Here is a 16149-nt window from a genome sequence, read left to right as displayed (position 1 = left end):
GCACCGAAACAGGATCGAAACGCGTCGATCCTAACTTCATCACATCAATAGTCCACCAAATCCTGAGCCTCGAGAACCCTTACTTCTTGCGTTCGTTCGCCCCCTCGAGAAAGACACCGACATGACCGAAGCATTCCCTGTCTCGCATGACGATTCCCCAGTCAGCGATCAAACCGCGACGCAAAAAGTCGTTTTCGCCATGCGGTCGCCACGCCTGTGGATCGTGGTGATTCTGCTCCTCGGGCTTGCGGCAGGCGCGCAACTGATCGGCCCCGCAGTGATTCCCGTCGGCGCTGCCGCCATCACGATCCTGCCCATGGTGTGGGGACTGATTGCCGGCGGTGTCGTCTCGAGCCAGAAGTGGAAACCACTCGGCCTCGACCTTCAGGCTGCGGCCTCGGCAATCATGGGCCTGGCTGTTCTCTTGCTTTGTGCAAGGTTGTCTTTCACCATCGGCCCGAACATCCAATTGTTGTTCGAGGCGGGCCCCGCACTGCTACTGCAGGAATTGGGGCACTTGTTCGGCACTATCGCTCTCGCACTCCCGCTGGCGGTACTCCTTCGGATGGGGCCGGCCACCGTCGGAGCATCCTTCTCCATCGACCGCGAGGGTTCCTTCGCGATGGTCAGCGAACGCTACGGCCCCGATTCCGACCAGTACCGTGGAGTCCTGTCGATGTACGTCTTCGGCACTCTGTTCGGTGCCGTGCTGATCAGCCTGATTGCGTCACTGGCTACATCCTTCAACATCTTCGACCCCCTCGCGTTGGCGATGGGTGCCGGCGTCGGATCCGGCTCGATGATGGCTGCCGCTGCCGCCAGCGTCGTTTCGGCGCACCCCGAGATGGCCGACCAGGTACTCGCCGTGGCGGCCACATCCAACATCATCACCGGCCTCCTCGGCGTGTATGTCGGCATGTATGTCGCACTCCCCCTTGCTGATCGAATCTACGGCGCACTCACCAAGCGCTCGAAGACGACCAGCGAACGGAAAGCCGACACTGCCCCACGAGCGGTTGCGCCGAGCGTCACCGTGCCGCTGACCACCATCGTTCCGATTCTGTTCGTCGGTGGGGTCATCGTCTCTTCGATCGCAGCGGGTGGCGTATCTCGATCGATCATCGTCGGTTACTTGATCCTCACCGGATTGTTGCTCCTGGGCGTCGGCGTGGCCCGCCTGACCCGCGGCAAGATCGCGGCGATGATCGCAATCATCACCATCGGTGCCTTGGCGACAACACCGTGGTCCCCCATCGGTGATTTCGTCTCGAGCACCGTCGGGACTATAGACTTTCTCTCGATCTGCACCCTCACCTTGACTGTCGCAGGTCTCAGCCTCGGCAAGGACCTTCCCTTGCTCAAGACGATCGGCTGGAAGATCGTGCCCGTCGGAATCGTCGCGATCCTCGCCTCTTACCTACTTTCCGTGGTCGTCGCGGAGTTCGCGCTGGGCCTCTGGCACTAGAACTGCACCCGAAGACGCTGAGAACCGAAGACACCGCGATCCGAAGACACAGAGAACCAAAGATGTTGAAAGGAACCAATACCCATGTCCATCGCTGACACCCGCACCCGCACAGACTCGGTTTCGAGCACGATCGAGAAGTGGGCATCACGCCTCATCGACGTCAGCCACACCATCCATGCTCACCCAGAGTTGGCATTCGAAGAGCATCATGCGTCGGCCCTCTTGGCGGACGCCGCGCAGGAAGCCGGCTTCACGGTTACTCGCGCCGCCTACGGCCTCGAGACGGCATTCGAAGCGGTGCGGGGCTCCGGCCCCTTCCGCGTCGTCGTCTGCGCCGAGTACGACGCCCTTCCCGACATCGGTCATGCGTGTGGACACAATGTCATCGCCGCTGCCGGACTGGGAGCAGCGATCGCGCTCGGAGAGGTCGCGGAGGAACACGGTCTGACCGTCGTCCTTCTCGGTACGCCGGCCGAAGAACATGGCGGCGGGAAAGTCTTGCTGCTCGAACGTGGCGCATGGGAGGGCGCGGCGATGTCGATCATGGTCCACGGCGCTGCAGGTGAAGACGTCAGCTGCACCGTCACCGGAACGCAGGCAGTCGACCGGTTCGACGTGACCTACACCGGAAGAGCCGCACACGCGGCCGCTGCGCCACACAAGGGCATCAACGCAGGCGACGCCGCCACGATCGCCTTGGTCGCCATCGGACTTCTCCGTCAACAACTTCCGTCCGACGTCAGGCTCAACGCCTATGTCGAGCACGGCGGCGAAGCAACAAACATCATTCCGGCCTCGACGTTGGTGCGAGCGGAAGTTCGGGCCGCAGAACTCGACGTGCTGTTGGACGCCAAGCGTCGTATGCTCTCCTGCTTCGAGGGCGCAGCTGTGGCCAGCGACTGCTCCTGGTCGACCGAACGCGCCGAACCGCGCTACGAGGAGCTTGTTCAACATCGCGTGCTGGCGACGATCTGGGACGAGGAGATCGCGAGCCTGGGCCGCACCGCGGCCGCCCGAACTCCCCTGACCGGCGGCTCGACAGACATGGGCAATGTGTCGAAGGTGGTTCCCTCGATCCACCCGATGATCGCGTTACGCGGCGTTACCGGAGTTCCTCACACGATCGAGTTTGCCGCTGATGCCCGCTCCGCAGCGGGCGACGAAGCTGTTCTGCACGGAGCAATTGCAATGGCACGCACTGTGATCCGAGCCGCCACCGGGGACTCGCGCTCCAACCTCCTGACGATTGCGGCCCAGCGCGAGTCAGGAGCGACTACCGTCACGAGCGCCGAATGAGCACCACCGGCGTCTATGTTTCCGCGCTCGAATTCTTCTCCATCGGCATCGGGCCCTCCAGTTCACACACGGTCGGTCCGATGCGAGCCGCCCGCACTTTTGTCGGCGAGCTCTCCGACGCCGGCTTGACCGCGTCGGTCGACCGAATTCGCTGCAATCTGCACGGCTCTCTCGCCGCCACCGGAATAGGGCACTGCACTCCCGACGCGGTGATCGCGGGACTTCGTGGGTTGGATCCTGAAACGTGCGAGCCGAACGACGTTCACGGGCGTTGGGCCGAGCTCTCGGACGGCGGATCGGTGAAGCTCGTCGGCGGCTCACTCGGGCACGTTGTGTTCACTCACGAGGACATGGTGTTCGAGCCGCTCGTTCGCCGTCACGGGCACCCCAACTCGATGACACTGACCGCCTTCATCGGTCGCGAAATCGTCTGTACGAGTATATATCTGTCGATCGGTGGCGGATTCGTACTGCGCGCCGGAACGGAGACGCAAGCAAGCGCGCATTCGATCAACTCACGCTATCGAACCGCGAAAGAGCTACTGGCGGAATGCGGCTCCGTAACTATCGCCGAGTTGGCACTGTCGGACGAAATCGCGATACACGGCCAGGATCGGGCATTCACCGGCATCGACGCGATCTGGTCCGCGATGCGCACATGCATCGAACGCGGCACCCAGACCGAAGGTGTATTGCCCGGGCGTCTCGGAGTTCGCCGAAGAGCACGGTCTGCGAACATTCAACTGGAACAACGTAACTGCGCACCCTCCTCACGCGAGTGGCTGACCGTCTACGCCATGGCGGTCAACGAAGAAAATGCAGCAGGTGGCCGCGTGGTAACGGCTCCGACGAACGGCGCTGCGGGCATCGTGCCGGCGGTGCTCTATCACCACATACGCGCTACGGGCGCCGGCGTTCACGACGTTCGAACCTTTCTCCTCACCGCTGCCGCAATCGGATCGATCATCAAGGCGAATGCCTCGATCTCGGGCGCGGAGGCGGGGTGCCAAGGCGAGGTCGGAGCTGCCTGCGCGATGGCGGCAGCCGGCTTGTGCGCTGTCATGGGCGGATCACCACGACAAATCGAGAATGCAGCTGAGATTGCCATGGAACACCATCTGGGGCTGACCTGCGATCCGGTTGGTGGCCTGGTCCAAATCCCCTGCATCGAACGAAATGCCGTAGCCGCCTCGACTGCAGTCACCGCAGCTCAGCTCGCATACCTCGGTGACGGGACGCATGTGGTGAGCCTCGATACCGTCATCGAAACCATGCGCCAAACCGGAAACGACATGTCCGTGCGTTACAAGGAAACAAGTGAAGGCGGGCTCGCCGTCAATGTCGTCGAGTGCTGAGGAGGATGTCGACGGCAGCGGCGAGGGCGGGCGGACGCCGTCGCCGTCGCCGGAAATATCATCCTCTCGAACGATGAAGTCCGGTGTACCGATTTCTACACTCGGTGACATGACTTTGTGGACGGTGACCAGATGATCGCTCATCACGCTGGAGGAATCCCACTGCACAATTCTTCACGGCACAACACTGCGGGGCCGTCGCGCTCGACGCAGTCCTCAGGTCGCAAGATCGCCGCGTTGATCGCGTTGGTCGCCGGTTTCTCCGCTGCCTTCGTTCTCGCCCCGGGCATGCTGACGAGTAGGCCGGGTGATGGGTACGCAGACCAGGGAGAACTCGTCGAGACGGTCCGCGCCGCGTTCGTCGAATACTGGAGTTCCGGTGTCCAAGCCTTCTCGCCGAGCTTGGAGTCCGCTGTCGACTACTGGCTGCGGTACCACGTGGCCAAGGCCGTGATCGCGGTAATCCTGCTGACGGTTCTGCTCGCACTCGGCCGGATGCTCAAGGCGTCGTTCGTGAACGCCGGCCCTCTGACGGCTGGAAAGAAACTCGCATTCGTCTCGGCGGGAGGGCTGGTCACGCTCCTCGCGATGTTTTCCTCGGTACTCGTGATGGCAAATATCCAAGGTGTCGTTGCACCCTTCTCTTCGCTGATCTCGATGTTGCCCGTGGCCCAGACGGATGGGGCACTCTCCGAAACTGTCGGGCAGGTCCGACAACAGCTCGCTCAGTCGACGGGCACCGGAAATCAGCAAAGTCCCGCCCTCGAACTGATGATCAGCGACTTCGCGCGGTATCACTTGGCCATGGCGGTGATCGCGCTGATCGCGGCAGCAATATCACTGGCCGTGACTGTGGTCGTGTGGGCACGCTTCGCGAGAACGGCACGATCCGAGCGACGGACGAGATTCATGTCGGGGTCGATAGGTCTTCTCACTGCACTGTTCACGCTGGGATTGATCGTTGTCGGCGTAGCAAATATGGGCACCGCGGCAGACCCCGCGCTGGCCCTGGCGGCGTTCTTCAACGGCGGGCTCTGACCCAAGTCAAGGGTTCAGACCAGGGTTCCGTAGTCCCCCGGTACCGGTTGAGGAGGTACCTGGGGACTGCGTCTGCCGTACCCGGGGTCGATGTGTGAGTGCCCTCGGACAGGCAGAGTTCGACTCATGAAAACCGGAGCAAGACGCATCATGCTTGTCGGCCTGTGCAGCGCCATGGTTGCCGGCGCTGTAATCAGCTGCAGCACGGACAAATCCGCAGACAATCCCACATCCACCACTGACAAGGTCATGGACTCTGCCATCACCGACCAGCTCGATTCGATCGTCGACGCAGCGGTGAATTCGACCGGGATTCCCGGTGCGATGGTGGGCATTTGGGGGCCCGACGGCAACTACGTCAAGGTTGCAGGAGTCTCGGATACGGCAACCAAAGCGCCGATGGAAACCGACTTCTACCACCGGATCGGCAGCGTCACCAAAACATTTACCGTGACCGCCCTGCTGCAATTGGTCGACGAGGGAAAGATCGGTCTCGATGATCCGATCTCCAAGTACGTCGACGGCGTCATGGAAGGTGATGCGATCAGCTTGCGTCACCTGGCAGGAATGCGCAGCGGCCTCGTGGACTACACGACGTCCGAACAGTTTGTGATGGAATATCTTTCGGATCCCCGCCGAACTTTCACACCGGAGGAACTCGTCGGGTACGTCAAGGACCTCCCACTCCAACTTCGACCAGGGACCACCGTCGACTATTCGAACACCAACACTGTTCTGCTGGGCATGGTGATCGAAAAGGTCTCCGGCTCAAAACTGTCGGAAGTCATCGACACCAAGATCACGACACCACTCGGAATGGAGCACACCAGCTTTCCCACCACCAGCGCGTTCCCGACACCACACGCTCAGGGGTACACCAACCAAACGCTCGACGAATCCGTGACCGCGGCGACGGACTGGAATCCGTCGTGGGGCGGCGCCGCGGGTGCAATGATCTCGTCGTTGGACGACATGCGCATTTGGGTTCCGGCGCTGGCCAAAGGCGATCTCCTGACCGACGCCACTCAGAAGCAGCGCCTGCAAACCGTGAGCTTGAGCGAAGGGGACGACAGCTCCGGCTACGGACTCGGTTTGTTCAACAGCGGCGGCTGGATCGGTCACAACGGAAGCCTGCCCGGCTACAAGACAGTCTCGGTCTACTTGCCCGAGAAGGACACAACCCTGGTCGTCTTCATCAACACCGACATCGACGGAGAGACCGACCTGACCAGTGCTTTGATGGTGCCGATCACCAAGTTGATCAGCCCGGGCAACGTCTACGGCTGATCACCTCGGGTCCGATCCACAATTCGGACGAAAGTGACATCTCGGGTTTCGATCTGTCGATAGGCTCGACCGTCGGCAGATCGAAACCCGAAAGAGGCACTCATGGGATCGTTGAACGACTGGCTTCTCGACAGCGACAGCCCGCTCGTGGGGATTGTGGGTGGCATCCTACTGACGATCGCAATGCTCTCCGGCGGTACAGGCATGTAACCCACCGCTCCCGATATGGCTCCGCACAGCGGTGGACGTTCAGTGCGTGATCCAACGAACATGTTCGTTACGAACATGTTCGTGTACGGTGAAATCATGCCCACTCAGCCAACAAGTCCGTCGAGCCGTCGCAATCGTCCGGCCAAACCCGCTCTGACACGCGAGAGCATCGTCAGTACCGCGGTGGAAATCTTGCGGTCGGAGGGCTTGCAGAAATTGACGATGCGTCGACTCGCCCTCGAACTCGACACCGGGCCGGCATCGATGTACGTGTACGTGCGCAATACCGCCGAATTGCACGCCGCCGTTCTGGACACACTTCTCGGAGTGGTCGACCTCGCCGAAAATTCCTCCGGCACTTGGCAAGCTCGCCTTGAACGGGTGTTGACCTCGTACACGGCCGTGCTGTTCGATCATCCCGGCCTCGCCCAGTCGGCTCTCGTTTCCCGGCCCAGCGGAGTTCACTACGTGCGCCTGCTCGAGCGCCTGCTGGCATTGCTCGACGAAGGCGAAGTCCCTCCAGGTCAAGCCGCGTGGGGCGTGGACTTGCTACTGCAGTACGCGACGTCCACTGCCGCCGAACACTCTGCGCCGAACAGTTCCGCCGACGCGGATGCCCAATGGAGCGCGCTGACCGACGCAATCCAGAACGCAAACCCGCAGACGCACCCACTCGTCGCAAGACATGCAACAGCTCTACTTGCCGGTGAACCCACCGCGCGCCTCTCCTGGGGATTCCGCACGCTCATCACGGGCATCGAGAACACCCCACTCACTTCTTAGGAACCCACCATGAACCACTACCCCATCGCAATCATCGGCGCCGGCCTCGGTGGCCTCACCCTCGCCCGAGTCCTCCATCTCCGCGGAATCGATTCGGCGGTATTCGATCTCGAATCCGGACCGACAGCCAGAACTCAAGGCGGGATGCTCGACATCCACGAAGACTCGGGTCAGATCGCGCTTCGTGCCGCCGGCCTCTATGAGGAGTTCCGCGCCCTCGTTCATCAAGGCGGGGAAGAGACACGCGTCCTCGATCGAAATGCCGTCGTGCACCTGAGCGAGCAGGACACCGGAGACGGCGACCGCCCGGAAATCGACCGCGGCCAGCTCCGTGACCTACTGCTCAGCTCAATTCCGAAGGAAACAATCCACTGGGGAGCCAAGGTCCGCAGTGCTCATCCGTTGCCGGATGGTCGACACGAAGTTCACCTCGCGGATGGAACCCACTTCACCACCGATCTCCTGGTCGGCGCCGACGGTGCGTGGTCGAAAATCCGTCCATTGGTTTCAAACGACACTCCTGCGTACACCGGAATATCTTTCGTGGAGTTCGACCTTCACGACGCCGACAACCAGCACGTGGATGCCACTGAAACCGTCGGCGGCGGAATGATGTTCGCACTCAGTGCCGACAAGGGCTTCCTTGCCCACCGTGAGACCGACAACAGTCTGCACATCTATGCCGCCCTGCGAGTTCCCGAGAGCTGGGCAGCGAGTGTCGACTTCTCCGACGATCACATCGCGAAGAAGGTTCTGCTGGAACACTTCTCGGACTGGGACGAGTCACTGCGTTCACTGATCGTCGAAGCCGACAGCTCGCTGACCCCTCGCCCCATCCATGCCCTTCCCATCGGCCACAGTTGGAGCCGTACTCCCGGGGTCACTCTGCTCGGGGACGCGGCCCACGTCATGTCGCCGTTTGCCGGAGAGGGCGCGAACCTGGCAATGCTCGACGGCGCGGAACTCGGCCAGGCGATCGCGTCGCACAGCAGCACGGAGGAAGGGCTAGCTGTCTACGAAGAGCGCCTATTCCCACGCAGCGCCGCATCGGCACAACAGTCCGCTGATGGACTGGACATGTGCTTCGGCGAGAACGCACCCCAGGGGCTCGTGGACATGTTCACCTCACTCCCGTGACCTGACAAACTCGGATCAGGTCGTCACGTCCACGTGGGCAAGCGACGAGGACAAACCGCGATGGGCTTCAACTTGATCGAGTAGTTGGTGGGCTTTCTGCTCAACCACGGACACTGCATCGGCACCGGCGACCCAACGACGTGGGGGTAGCGGCGAATCGACAAGTGCCACAAGTGCCGCGGCAAGTTTCACCGGATCCCCGCCCTGGGCACCGTTCATACTCTTCCACGCTTCGACGGTCTCGCCAGTCCGAGCGTCGTAATCGTCTATCGACAATTCCGGCCAGACCGACGACGCACCCTCGACAAGCAGTTCGGTCCGGAAGAATCCCGGCTCCACGATCATCGTCCCGATTCCGTACGGTTCGACATCGAATTGCAATGATTCCATCCAACCCTCCAGCGCAAACTTCGACGCCGCGTAGGCTGCGCAAAACTCCTGACCAACCAGGCCCGCAAGCGAGCTGACAGTCACGACACGTCCACTCCGTTGCCTACGCATTACCGGCAACACCGCCCGTGTCACATTGATCGGCCCGAAAAAGTTGGTCTCCATCTGAGCGCGAAGTTGCGCCGGACTGACAACCTCGAAGAACCCGGCGTAGAAGTTTCCGGCGTTGTTCACCAGTACATCGATTCCACCAAATCGTGCAACTGCCGTGTCCACCGCAGCATATGCGGCTTGTTCGTCGGTGATGTCCAAGGCAATCACCAACAGGTCGTCATGCGCACCGATCGCTGCAGAAACACGGTCCGCATCACGCCCCGTAGCCACCACCGCGTGCCCGGCAGCAAGAGCAGCCTGAGCAATATCGACTCCCATCCCCCGGCCTGCGCCGGTTACGAACCAGACCTTCTTGTCACCCATGTTCACTGTCCTCCCGTTTGATGGAGTCCAGTACAGAACAAATTCCACGGGCCTGGGAGTGCCTATCGTTCCCGGTAACAGCAGACCCCCTCGACGCCCCTCCTACTCGCGAAGAGTCGTCAAGAAGGCAATACGGTCACCACGGTAGAGCGAACGAACGCGCTCGATCGGCACACCATCCGGGTCGACAGACGTCCGGTGTAATAGAAGCATCGGCATCGAGGTGGTGGACTCGACGAGGGTTGCCTCCCGCGGTGAAGCGAGCACCGTCTCGATCCGTTCGGTTGCGGAGGCAAAGACCACGCCGATGGAACGGATAGCCGCGTACAGCGACGTCGTCGCATCGAAAGCGTCGAGCATCTCACCGAACCTGCTGTCCGGCAGGAACGTTGATTCGAGTCCGATCTTCTCTCCGTCGGCGAAGAGGACACGCTCGAGGTGAACGACGCTGTCACCTGGTTCGATACCCAATTCCGTGGCGAGACCGTCGTCGGCCGACATTCGTTCGAAGGTCACAACCTTACGACTGGGTACTCGCCCAGCGCTCAGAGCACCTTCGGTATAGGAACGAATCGATAGCGGCTGAACCAACTTCGGACTCGCGACGACAGTGCCCCGCCCCCGCCGCTCGATTCGCCCTTCGACAAGAAGATCACGAAGCGCTTGACGGACCGTCTCGCGTGCGACTGTGAACCGCGCCGCCAATTCCCGCTCGGACGGGACTGCGTCGCCCTCCTCGAGCCCACTGAGAATGGTCTCGATCTCGGTGCGCACCCGGTAGTACTTCAACTCCGGTTCGATCACGACGCTCGAGGTCCCCGGCCCGGTGGACGTCTGCTGATTCATGGCGCAAGCGTACAAGAATTCGGTCTATACCAATTGTTAACCTGGAGTTCGTCTCGATTCCCCCTATTGGTCTAGACCAAACGTCACTATCTCTACATGCGAATTTTGATTGTGGGCGGAGGGATCCTCGGAACTGCGCACGCCGACGAGGCAATCCGTCGGGGACACGACGTCATCCATCTCGAACGTGAGCCCGAAGCCCGCGGTGCCACGGTACGGAACTTCGGCCTCGTCTGGGTATCCGGGCGAGCCCCGCACGAACTCGAAGCTGCGCTGCGCTCGCGCGAACTGTGGGCAGACCTTGCCGCCCGTGTCCCCGGCGTCGGATACCGCCCAGCCGGCTCCATCACCCTCATGCGCACCGAGGAGGAGGTCGCGGTCGCGCAGGAAGCGTTCTCTCGGCCGGACGCCGACAACCGAGGGTTCGCGCTTCTGGATCCCGACGCCGTTCGCGTCGTCAACCCCGCGCTCCGGGGCAAGTTTCTCGGCGGACTGCACTGCACGCTGGACGCCGCTGTCGAGTCACGGCAAGCGCTCCCCGCCATCCGTTCTTACCTCGAATCCACCGGCCGTTACACTTTCCACGCCGGAACGGAAGCCCGCGAGATCACGACGACCACCTCCGGCGCACACATCCGCGACGACCACGGTCGCAGCTTCGACGCCGATCTCGTGATCGTCTGCCCCGGAGCAACACTCGGCGGATTGGCTCGCGATCTCGCCGGCGATCTCCCGTTGCGCCGTGTGCGCCTGCAGATGATGCAGAGCGCCCCACTCGGCGAAAAGCTCACCACCGCAATCGCTGACGGTGACAGCTTCCGCTACTACCCCGGTTTCGCCGGATCTGCCCTCGATCACCTCCGCACAGTGCAGCCGCAGGAACCGACTGCCGAGGAACACCGCATGCAACTCCTGTGCGTGCAGCGCTTGCACGGCGGGCTGACCATCGGCGACACCCACGAATACGAGGAACCCTTCGACTTCGATGTCGACGAGGCGCCCTATCGCCATCTGTCCGGAGTCGTGGAAACACTTCTGGGACGCGATCTTCCGCCAATCGTCAAGCGTTGGGCGGGCGTCTACAGCCAGTGCATCGACCCCTCACAACTTGTTCACCGCGCACAAGCCGCCGACAACGTCTGGGTGGTTGCCGGCCCCGGTGGCCGCGGTATGACGCTCGGCCCGGCACTGGCGGAACAAACCGCCGACCAGCTCGGTCTCTGAATCTCTCCGACAAGAAAGACTTCTCATGTCTCCGATCACCCTTGCCGTTCTCGACATGGCCGGCACCACCGTCGCCGACGACGGACTGGTTCTTCGCGCCTTCGCTGCCGCCGCTGAAGCCGGCGGACTGCCCGCCGAAGGCCCGGAAGCCGACGCCGCTCGCCAGTACGTCCTCGACACGATGGGCCAGTCGAAGATCGTCGTGTTCCGGGCGATCTTCGGTGACGAAGACCGCGCCCAGGCCGCGAACGCGGCCTTCGAAACCACGTACGACTCCCTCATCGACCAGGGCCTGGCCGAGCCTATCCCCGGCGCCGAGAAAGCCATCACCACTTTGCGCGAGGCCGGCATCAAAGTTGCCTTGACCACCGGGTTCAGCCGATCGACGCAGGACAAACTCCTCGTCGCGCTCGGCTGGGAAACCCTCGCCGATCTCACCCTCTCCCCCGCCGAGGCCGGTCGCGGTCGCCCGTACCCGGACCTGATTCTAACTGCCCTGCTCAAACTTTCGATCGACGACGTCCACCAGATCGCCGTACTCGGCGACACGTCCAACGACGTGCTCAGCGGCATTCGTTCCGGCGCATCCGTCGTCGCCGGAACTCTGACCGGCGCACACGACGAGCAACAGCTTCGCGACGCCGGAGCCACCCACATCGTCCCGTCCGTGACGGAGTTCGCCGAACTCCTCACCCACTCCTGATCTCACCTCCGAAAAAGGAATCGTCATGCGTCTACGCCCGAGCATCGCTGCGGCCGCTCTCGCCGTGTCCGTCCTTTCGTTCACCACTGCCTGCGGTGGCACCGGCACTGCTGCCGGATCAGATACCGAGACCGTCACCGTCTACAGCGCCGACGGCCTGTCCGGTTGGTACAAGGGAAGATTCGACGCCTTCACCGCGCAGACCGGTATCGCCGTCAACCTCGTGGAAGCCGGATCCGGCGAGGTCGTCTCCCGCGTCGAAAAGGAGCAGTCCAACCCACAGGCAGACGTGATCATCACGCTGCCCCCGTTCATCCAGAAGGCCGACGCCCAAGGTCTGCTCGAGCCCAGCGGAATCGACACCTCCGCCGTTCCTACCGACGAGAAGGACGACGCCGGCAAGTACGTACCCGTCGTCGAGAATTACCTCTCGTTCATCGCCAATCCGACTGCATCACCCGCCCCACAATCTTGGGACGATCTGCTCACTGACCAGTTCAAGGGCAAGTTGCAGTACTCCACGCCCGGCCAGGCCGGCGACGGCACCGCGGTGCTCTTGCTGCTCCAGCACCTGATGGGTAAGGAAGGAGCACTCGACTACCTCGGAAAGCTCCAGGCCAACAACGTCGGACCCTCGTCTTCCACCGGAAAGCTCCAGCCCAAGGTCAGTAACGGAGAGCTGCTGGTCGCCAACGGTGACGTCCAGATGAACCTCGCCTCCATCGCCGACGACGGATCGAAGTTCGACATCTTCTTCCCCGCTGGAGCCGACGGCACTCGCACCACCATTGCACTGCCCTACGTAATGGGCCTCGCCAAGAGCGCACCGAGCAGCGAACAAGCCAAGAAGTTGATGGAGTTCCTGCTCTCCGAAGAATCCCAGAAGACCGTCGCCACCGATGCACTCGGCGTATCGGTCCGCGAGGACGTCCGAAGCGCTGCCGGTAAATCCACCGACAAGAACACGCCTTCCGGAGTTCTGCAGGGCGTCAACGTGTGGACCCCGAACTGGAACGACGTCCTCAGCTCGCTCGACGCCGACATCGCCGCTTACCAGAAAGCCACCGGGAGCTGATCATGGCAAGAACCAGACTGGGGCGGACGCTCCCCGAGACCGTCGGTGTTCACGGAGCGATCGAACATTCCGCTCCGGCCATCACGTTCGATCGTGTGAACGTCGCCTACGGCCGCGGGAAGACCGCAACCCATGCACTCGTCGATTTCAATCTACGAGTGGCGCCGGGTGAAACTGTGGCACTGCTGGGGCCCAGCGGATCCGGCAAGTCGACCGCCCTGAAGGCCCTCGCGGGATTTGTCCGCCCCACGTCCGGTTCCGTCAAGCTCGGCACCCGAGACATCACCAATCTGCCTCCCGCACGACGCGGTATCGGCGTCGTCGTCCAGTCGTACGCTCTCTTCCCGCACATGCGAGTATCCGAAAACGTAGCCTTCGGACTCCGAGCCCATCGCGTGCCGCGGTCGGAGATCGGCACTCGCGTGGCCGAAGCCCTCGACATGGTCGGGATGTCGGCGTACGGAAAGCGGCTTCCCCGTGAACTTTCCGGCGGTCAACAGCAGCGAATCGCCATTGCCCGAGCGTTGGCAATTCGCCCTGGAGTACTCCTCCTCGACGAACCGTTAGCCGCCCTGGATGCTCAACTTCGCGAGAGCATGCTCGGCGAACTGGCGAGACTGCGCGCAGCACTACCTGACACAGCCATGCTCTATGTGACGCACGATCAGAGTGAAGCCCTGGCGCTCGCAGACCGAATCGCAGTGATGCGCAACGCCAGACTCGCGGACATCGACACCGCTGAGGCCTTGTGGAAACGTCCGCCGTCCAGCTTCACCGCGGCGTTCCTCGGGGGTGCCAACCTGCTGCCCTGCACCGTCACACGCGTCATCGGCACCTCCGCGCTGGTCTCGATCGGTGGCACGCCGTTCACTGCTCACGCCCCGCAGCCCGAGATCGGGCACATCGAATGGGAGTCCGACATGGACGCCTACCTGTGTGTTCGTCCACATGCGGTAGGCGTAAGCGGCGTCGGCACACGAGGATCATTCCCGGCGCGCATCGTCTCGAGCGTCTGGCGCGGTTCCACGACGCGTCTGACGCTGGCTGTATGTGGCCTCGACGATGTCCGCGTCGACGCGGATGTTCCAGGGCACGACGAACGACCGGTCGACACCGAAGTGGGCGTCGTCCTGCCCACGGACGGCAGTGTCCTGGTTCCGGCGGATCGCCACCCATGACGACAACCCTGGAACGCCCCGAAACCGCTGCGCCCCAGCACAAAGACCCGATCCCGTGGCGCCGGATCGGCTGGACGCTGCCACCACTGCTTCTTGTCCTCGTGTTTGCTGTCTATCCCACCGCACGTGTCCTCACGGAATCTCTGAGCACCGCAGATGGCACCGGGTTGTCCACGTGGTCTTCGGTGCTCGGTTCGGAACTGTTCAGAACCGCGCTCTGGCGGACCATCCAAATCGCCGTGGCGTCGACCCTGGGTTGCCTGATCCTGGGAACCTTCCTCGCCTTGGTGCTGGCCTTCGTTCCGTTCGCCGGATCCAAGGTGGTGGGGCGATTGATCGACACGGTGCTCGCCCTGCCGTCTTTCCTGATCACGCTGGCGTTCACGTTCCTGTACGGGACAGCCGGCGCCGTCAACGCCTTGATCGTCCGCATCACCGGCGATGCGAGCGGCCCACTGAATTTCCTCAACACTCCGTTCGGTGTGATCGCGGCCGAAATCACTTTCTTCACACCCTTTGTCGTGCGTCCGCTATTGGCAGCGTTCACCCAGATTCCGCGTGAACAACTCGACGTGGCAGCCAGTCTCGGTGCGTCACCCGTCCGAGTTCTGCGGCAGGTGGTGATGCCGGAAGCGTGGCCGGCCCTCCTGGCCGGTGGATCGCTCGTACTTCTGATGACGCTGAATGAATTCGGCATCGTGCTCTTCACCGGGGCTAAAGACGTCGTAACTCTTCCGGTCCTCATCTACACCCGCGGCATTGTCACCTTCGACTTGCCCGGCGCGGCAGTGATCGCGACGGTCCAGGTCGCACTCTCACTCGGCCTGTACTGCCTCTACCGATTCACCTTCAACAGATTGATGGGAGGCAGCCGTGCTGCTGTGGACACGAAGCTCTAGGGCCCTCGTACTCGGATTCTTCACCCTGGTCGTCGCGGTGGTTTTCGTCGCGCCCATCGCCACCGTCGTCGCGGCTGCCTTGGCCGGATCGTGGACCGGTCCACTTCCGTCGAATCTCGGCGGCAAGAACTTCTCCACGGCGCTGTCCGACGAGAACTTCGCCAGCCTGATCGTCAGTTTGCAGACTGCATTCATCGCGGGGGCATTGGCATTGATCGTCGGAACGTGGGCCGCGCTGGCCGCGCGTGAGGCACCGATGTGGCTGCGGCGCATCACCGATGCCGTATTCCATTTACCGATTGCGGTTCCGTCGGTCGCGATCGGCTTGGGTCTGCTCATCACTTTCAACGAGCGCCCGCTACTGCTCGGCGGCACCAAGTGGATCGTGATTCTCGCTCACACGGTTTTGGTGCTTGCCTTTGCCTTCAGTTCCGTATCGGCCGCGCTCGAACGGCTCGATCCCGCCTACCGTCAAGCTGCCGAATCACTCGGCGCCGGCCCGGTGCGGGTGCTGACACGGGTAACGCTACCGATGCTGCTCCCAGCGTTGGGTGCGGCCGCCGGGCTTTCCATCGCACTGTCGATGGGTGAGCTGGGCGCAACGGTCATGGTCTACCCGGCGACATGGAAGACCTTGCCGGTCAGCATCTTCGGACTCACCGACCGTGGCCAGGTATTTCTTGCCGCAGCAAATACGACACTGCTGCTTGCAGTCACACTGGTCGCCCTCATGGTGGTCGGCAGAATTCGTCGGCGCTGACCTTGCTGTGCGCCTTTATTAAC

Annotated in this window: 15 protein-coding genes; 13 read left to right on the top strand and 2 right to left on the bottom strand. The window is 62.3% G+C overall.

All coding sequences use genetic code 11. The features are described from left to right. Positions 1-199 precede the first annotated feature (199 nt). The 7 genes from KTR60_RS12340 to KTR60_RS12310 all read left to right on the top strand — a co-directional run bounded on the left by KTR60_RS12340 (position 200) and on the right by KTR60_RS12310 (position 8574). Positions 200-1465, top strand: a complete 1266-nt coding sequence (locus tag KTR60_RS12340) for a DUF3100 domain-containing protein (RefSeq protein WP_228402202.1) — start codon at positions 200-202, stop codon at positions 1463-1465. Between the two features lie 84 nt (positions 1466-1549). After that, positions 1550-2764, top strand: coding sequence for an amidohydrolase (locus KTR60_RS12335; RefSeq protein ID WP_064112700.1), 1215 nt, complete (start codon positions 1550-1552; stop codon positions 2762-2764). After that, positions 2761-4119, top strand: coding sequence for an L-serine ammonia-lyase (locus KTR60_RS12330; protein ID WP_064112699.1), 1359 nt, complete (start codon positions 2761-2763; stop codon positions 4117-4119). Before KTR60_RS12335 ends, KTR60_RS12330 begins: the two co-directional genes overlap by 4 nt. A gap of 132 nt (positions 4120-4251) precedes the next feature. Beyond that, positions 4252-5157, top strand: a complete 906-nt coding sequence (locus KTR60_RS12325; protein WP_228402201.1) for a hypothetical protein — start codon at positions 4252-4254, stop codon at positions 5155-5157. Between the two features lie 126 nt (positions 5158-5283). Beyond that, positions 5284-6444 carry a serine hydrolase domain-containing protein gene (locus KTR60_RS12320; protein ID WP_228402200.1) on the top strand — a complete coding sequence of 387 codons (1161 nt, stop codon included), beginning with the start codon at positions 5284-5286 and terminating at the stop codon, positions 6442-6444. A gap of 306 nt (positions 6445-6750) precedes the next feature. Further along, on the top strand, positions 6751-7437 hold the full coding sequence (locus KTR60_RS12315) for a TetR/AcrR family transcriptional regulator C-terminal domain-containing protein (protein ID WP_228402199.1): 687 nt from the start codon (positions 6751-6753) through the stop codon (positions 7435-7437). Positions 7438-7446: 9 nt separating this feature from the next. Beyond that, a complete protein-coding gene (locus tag KTR60_RS12310) occupies positions 7447-8574 on the top strand; it encodes an FAD-dependent oxidoreductase (RefSeq protein ID WP_228402198.1) in 1128 nt (375 codons plus the stop codon). 15 nt (positions 8575-8589) lie between these two features. Here the strand turns inward: KTR60_RS12310 and KTR60_RS12305 are convergent, their stop codons facing one another. Together KTR60_RS12305 and KTR60_RS12300 are read right to left on the bottom strand one after the other, a co-directional pair. Next, positions 8590-9441, bottom strand: a complete 852-nt coding sequence (locus KTR60_RS12305) for an SDR family oxidoreductase (RefSeq protein WP_058226315.1) — start codon at positions 9439-9441, stop codon at positions 8590-8592. 102 nt (positions 9442-9543) lie between these two features. After that, on the bottom strand, positions 9544-10287 hold the full coding sequence (locus KTR60_RS12300; protein WP_007734901.1) for a GntR family transcriptional regulator: 744 nt from the start codon (positions 10285-10287) through the stop codon (positions 9544-9546). A 96-nt stretch (positions 10288-10383) separates the two neighbouring features. On the opposite strand from KTR60_RS12300, the gene KTR60_RS12295 reads away from it, so the two are divergent. The 6 genes from KTR60_RS12295 to KTR60_RS12270 are packed head-to-tail and all read left to right on the top strand — an operon-like array spanning position 10384 to position 16126. Further along, the gene (locus tag KTR60_RS12295) at positions 10384-11511 is read left to right on the top strand and encodes a TIGR03364 family FAD-dependent oxidoreductase (protein ID WP_007734899.1); all 1128 of its coding nucleotides are present in this window, start codon (positions 10384-10386) and stop codon (positions 11509-11511) included. A gap of 25 nt (positions 11512-11536) precedes the next feature. Further along, on the top strand, positions 11537-12214 hold the full coding sequence (locus tag KTR60_RS12290; protein ID WP_228402197.1) for a phosphonatase-like hydrolase: 678 nt from the start codon (positions 11537-11539) through the stop codon (positions 12212-12214). A gap of 25 nt (positions 12215-12239) precedes the next feature. Then, the gene (locus KTR60_RS12285) at positions 12240-13289 is read left to right on the top strand and encodes a 2-aminoethylphosphonate ABC transporter substrate-binding protein (RefSeq protein WP_228402196.1); all 1050 of its coding nucleotides are present in this window, start codon (positions 12240-12242) and stop codon (positions 13287-13289) included. A gap of 2 nt (positions 13290-13291) precedes the next feature. Continuing rightward, positions 13292-14467, top strand: a complete 1176-nt coding sequence (locus KTR60_RS12280; RefSeq protein WP_228402195.1) for an ABC transporter ATP-binding protein — start codon at positions 13292-13294, stop codon at positions 14465-14467. Beyond that, a complete protein-coding gene (locus tag KTR60_RS12275; protein ID WP_042924412.1) occupies positions 14464-15366 on the top strand; it encodes a 2-aminoethylphosphonate ABC transporter permease subunit in 903 nt (300 codons plus the stop codon). Before KTR60_RS12280 ends, KTR60_RS12275 begins: the two co-directional genes overlap by 4 nt. Continuing rightward, positions 15341-16126, top strand: coding sequence for an ABC transporter permease (locus tag KTR60_RS12270; RefSeq protein ID WP_064112692.1), 786 nt, complete (start codon positions 15341-15343; stop codon positions 16124-16126). The genes KTR60_RS12275 and KTR60_RS12270 overlap by 26 nt, the downstream gene beginning before the upstream one ends. Positions 16127-16149 lie beyond the last annotated feature (23 nt).

It is taken from the genome of Rhodococcus sp. C1 (assembly GCF_020809065.1).
Lineage (GTDB): Bacteria > Actinomycetota > Actinomycetes > Mycobacteriales > Mycobacteriaceae > Rhodococcus_F > Rhodococcus_F qingshengii.
The sequence above is the reverse complement of the archived record's forward strand: the minus strand, read 5'-3'. Positions and strand labels throughout refer to the sequence as shown.

Bases quoted from the DNA above. Each gene is read 5' to 3' on its own strand.
- KTR60_RS12340 (WP_228402202.1), top strand. From the start codon at position 200: ATGCGGTCGCCACGCCTGTGGATCGTGGTGATTCTGCTCCTCGGGCTT.
- KTR60_RS12335 (WP_064112700.1), top strand. From the start codon at position 1,550: ATGTCCATCGCTGACACCCGCACCCGCACAGACTCGGTTTCGAGCACG.
- KTR60_RS12330 (WP_064112699.1), top strand. From the start codon at position 2,761: ATGAGCACCACCGGCGTCTATGTTTCCGCGCTCGAATTCTTCTCCATC.
- KTR60_RS12325 (WP_228402201.1), top strand. From the start codon at position 4,252: ATGATCGCTCATCACGCTGGAGGAATCCCACTGCACAATTCTTCACGG.
- KTR60_RS12320 (WP_228402200.1), top strand. From the start codon at position 5,284: ATGAAAACCGGAGCAAGACGCATCATGCTTGTCGGCCTGTGCAGCGCC.
- KTR60_RS12315 (WP_228402199.1), top strand. From the start codon at position 6,751: ATGCCCACTCAGCCAACAAGTCCGTCGAGCCGTCGCAATCGTCCGGCC.
- KTR60_RS12310 (WP_228402198.1), top strand. From the start codon at position 7,447: ATGAACCACTACCCCATCGCAATCATCGGCGCCGGCCTCGGTGGCCTC.
- KTR60_RS12305 (WP_058226315.1), bottom strand. From the start codon at position 9,441: ATGGGTGACAAGAAGGTCTGGTTCGTAACCGGCGCAGGCCGGGGGATG.
- KTR60_RS12300 (WP_007734901.1), bottom strand. From the start codon at position 10,287: ATGAATCAGCAGACGTCCACCGGGCCGGGGACCTCGAGCGTCGTGATC.
- KTR60_RS12295 (WP_007734899.1), top strand. From the start codon at position 10,384: ATGCGAATTTTGATTGTGGGCGGAGGGATCCTCGGAACTGCGCACGCC.
- KTR60_RS12290 (WP_228402197.1), top strand. From the start codon at position 11,537: ATGTCTCCGATCACCCTTGCCGTTCTCGACATGGCCGGCACCACCGTC.
- KTR60_RS12285 (WP_228402196.1), top strand. From the start codon at position 12,240: ATGCGTCTACGCCCGAGCATCGCTGCGGCCGCTCTCGCCGTGTCCGTC.
- KTR60_RS12280 (WP_228402195.1), top strand. From the start codon at position 13,292: ATGGCAAGAACCAGACTGGGGCGGACGCTCCCCGAGACCGTCGGTGTT.
- KTR60_RS12275 (WP_042924412.1), top strand. From the start codon at position 14,464: ATGACGACAACCCTGGAACGCCCCGAAACCGCTGCGCCCCAGCACAAA.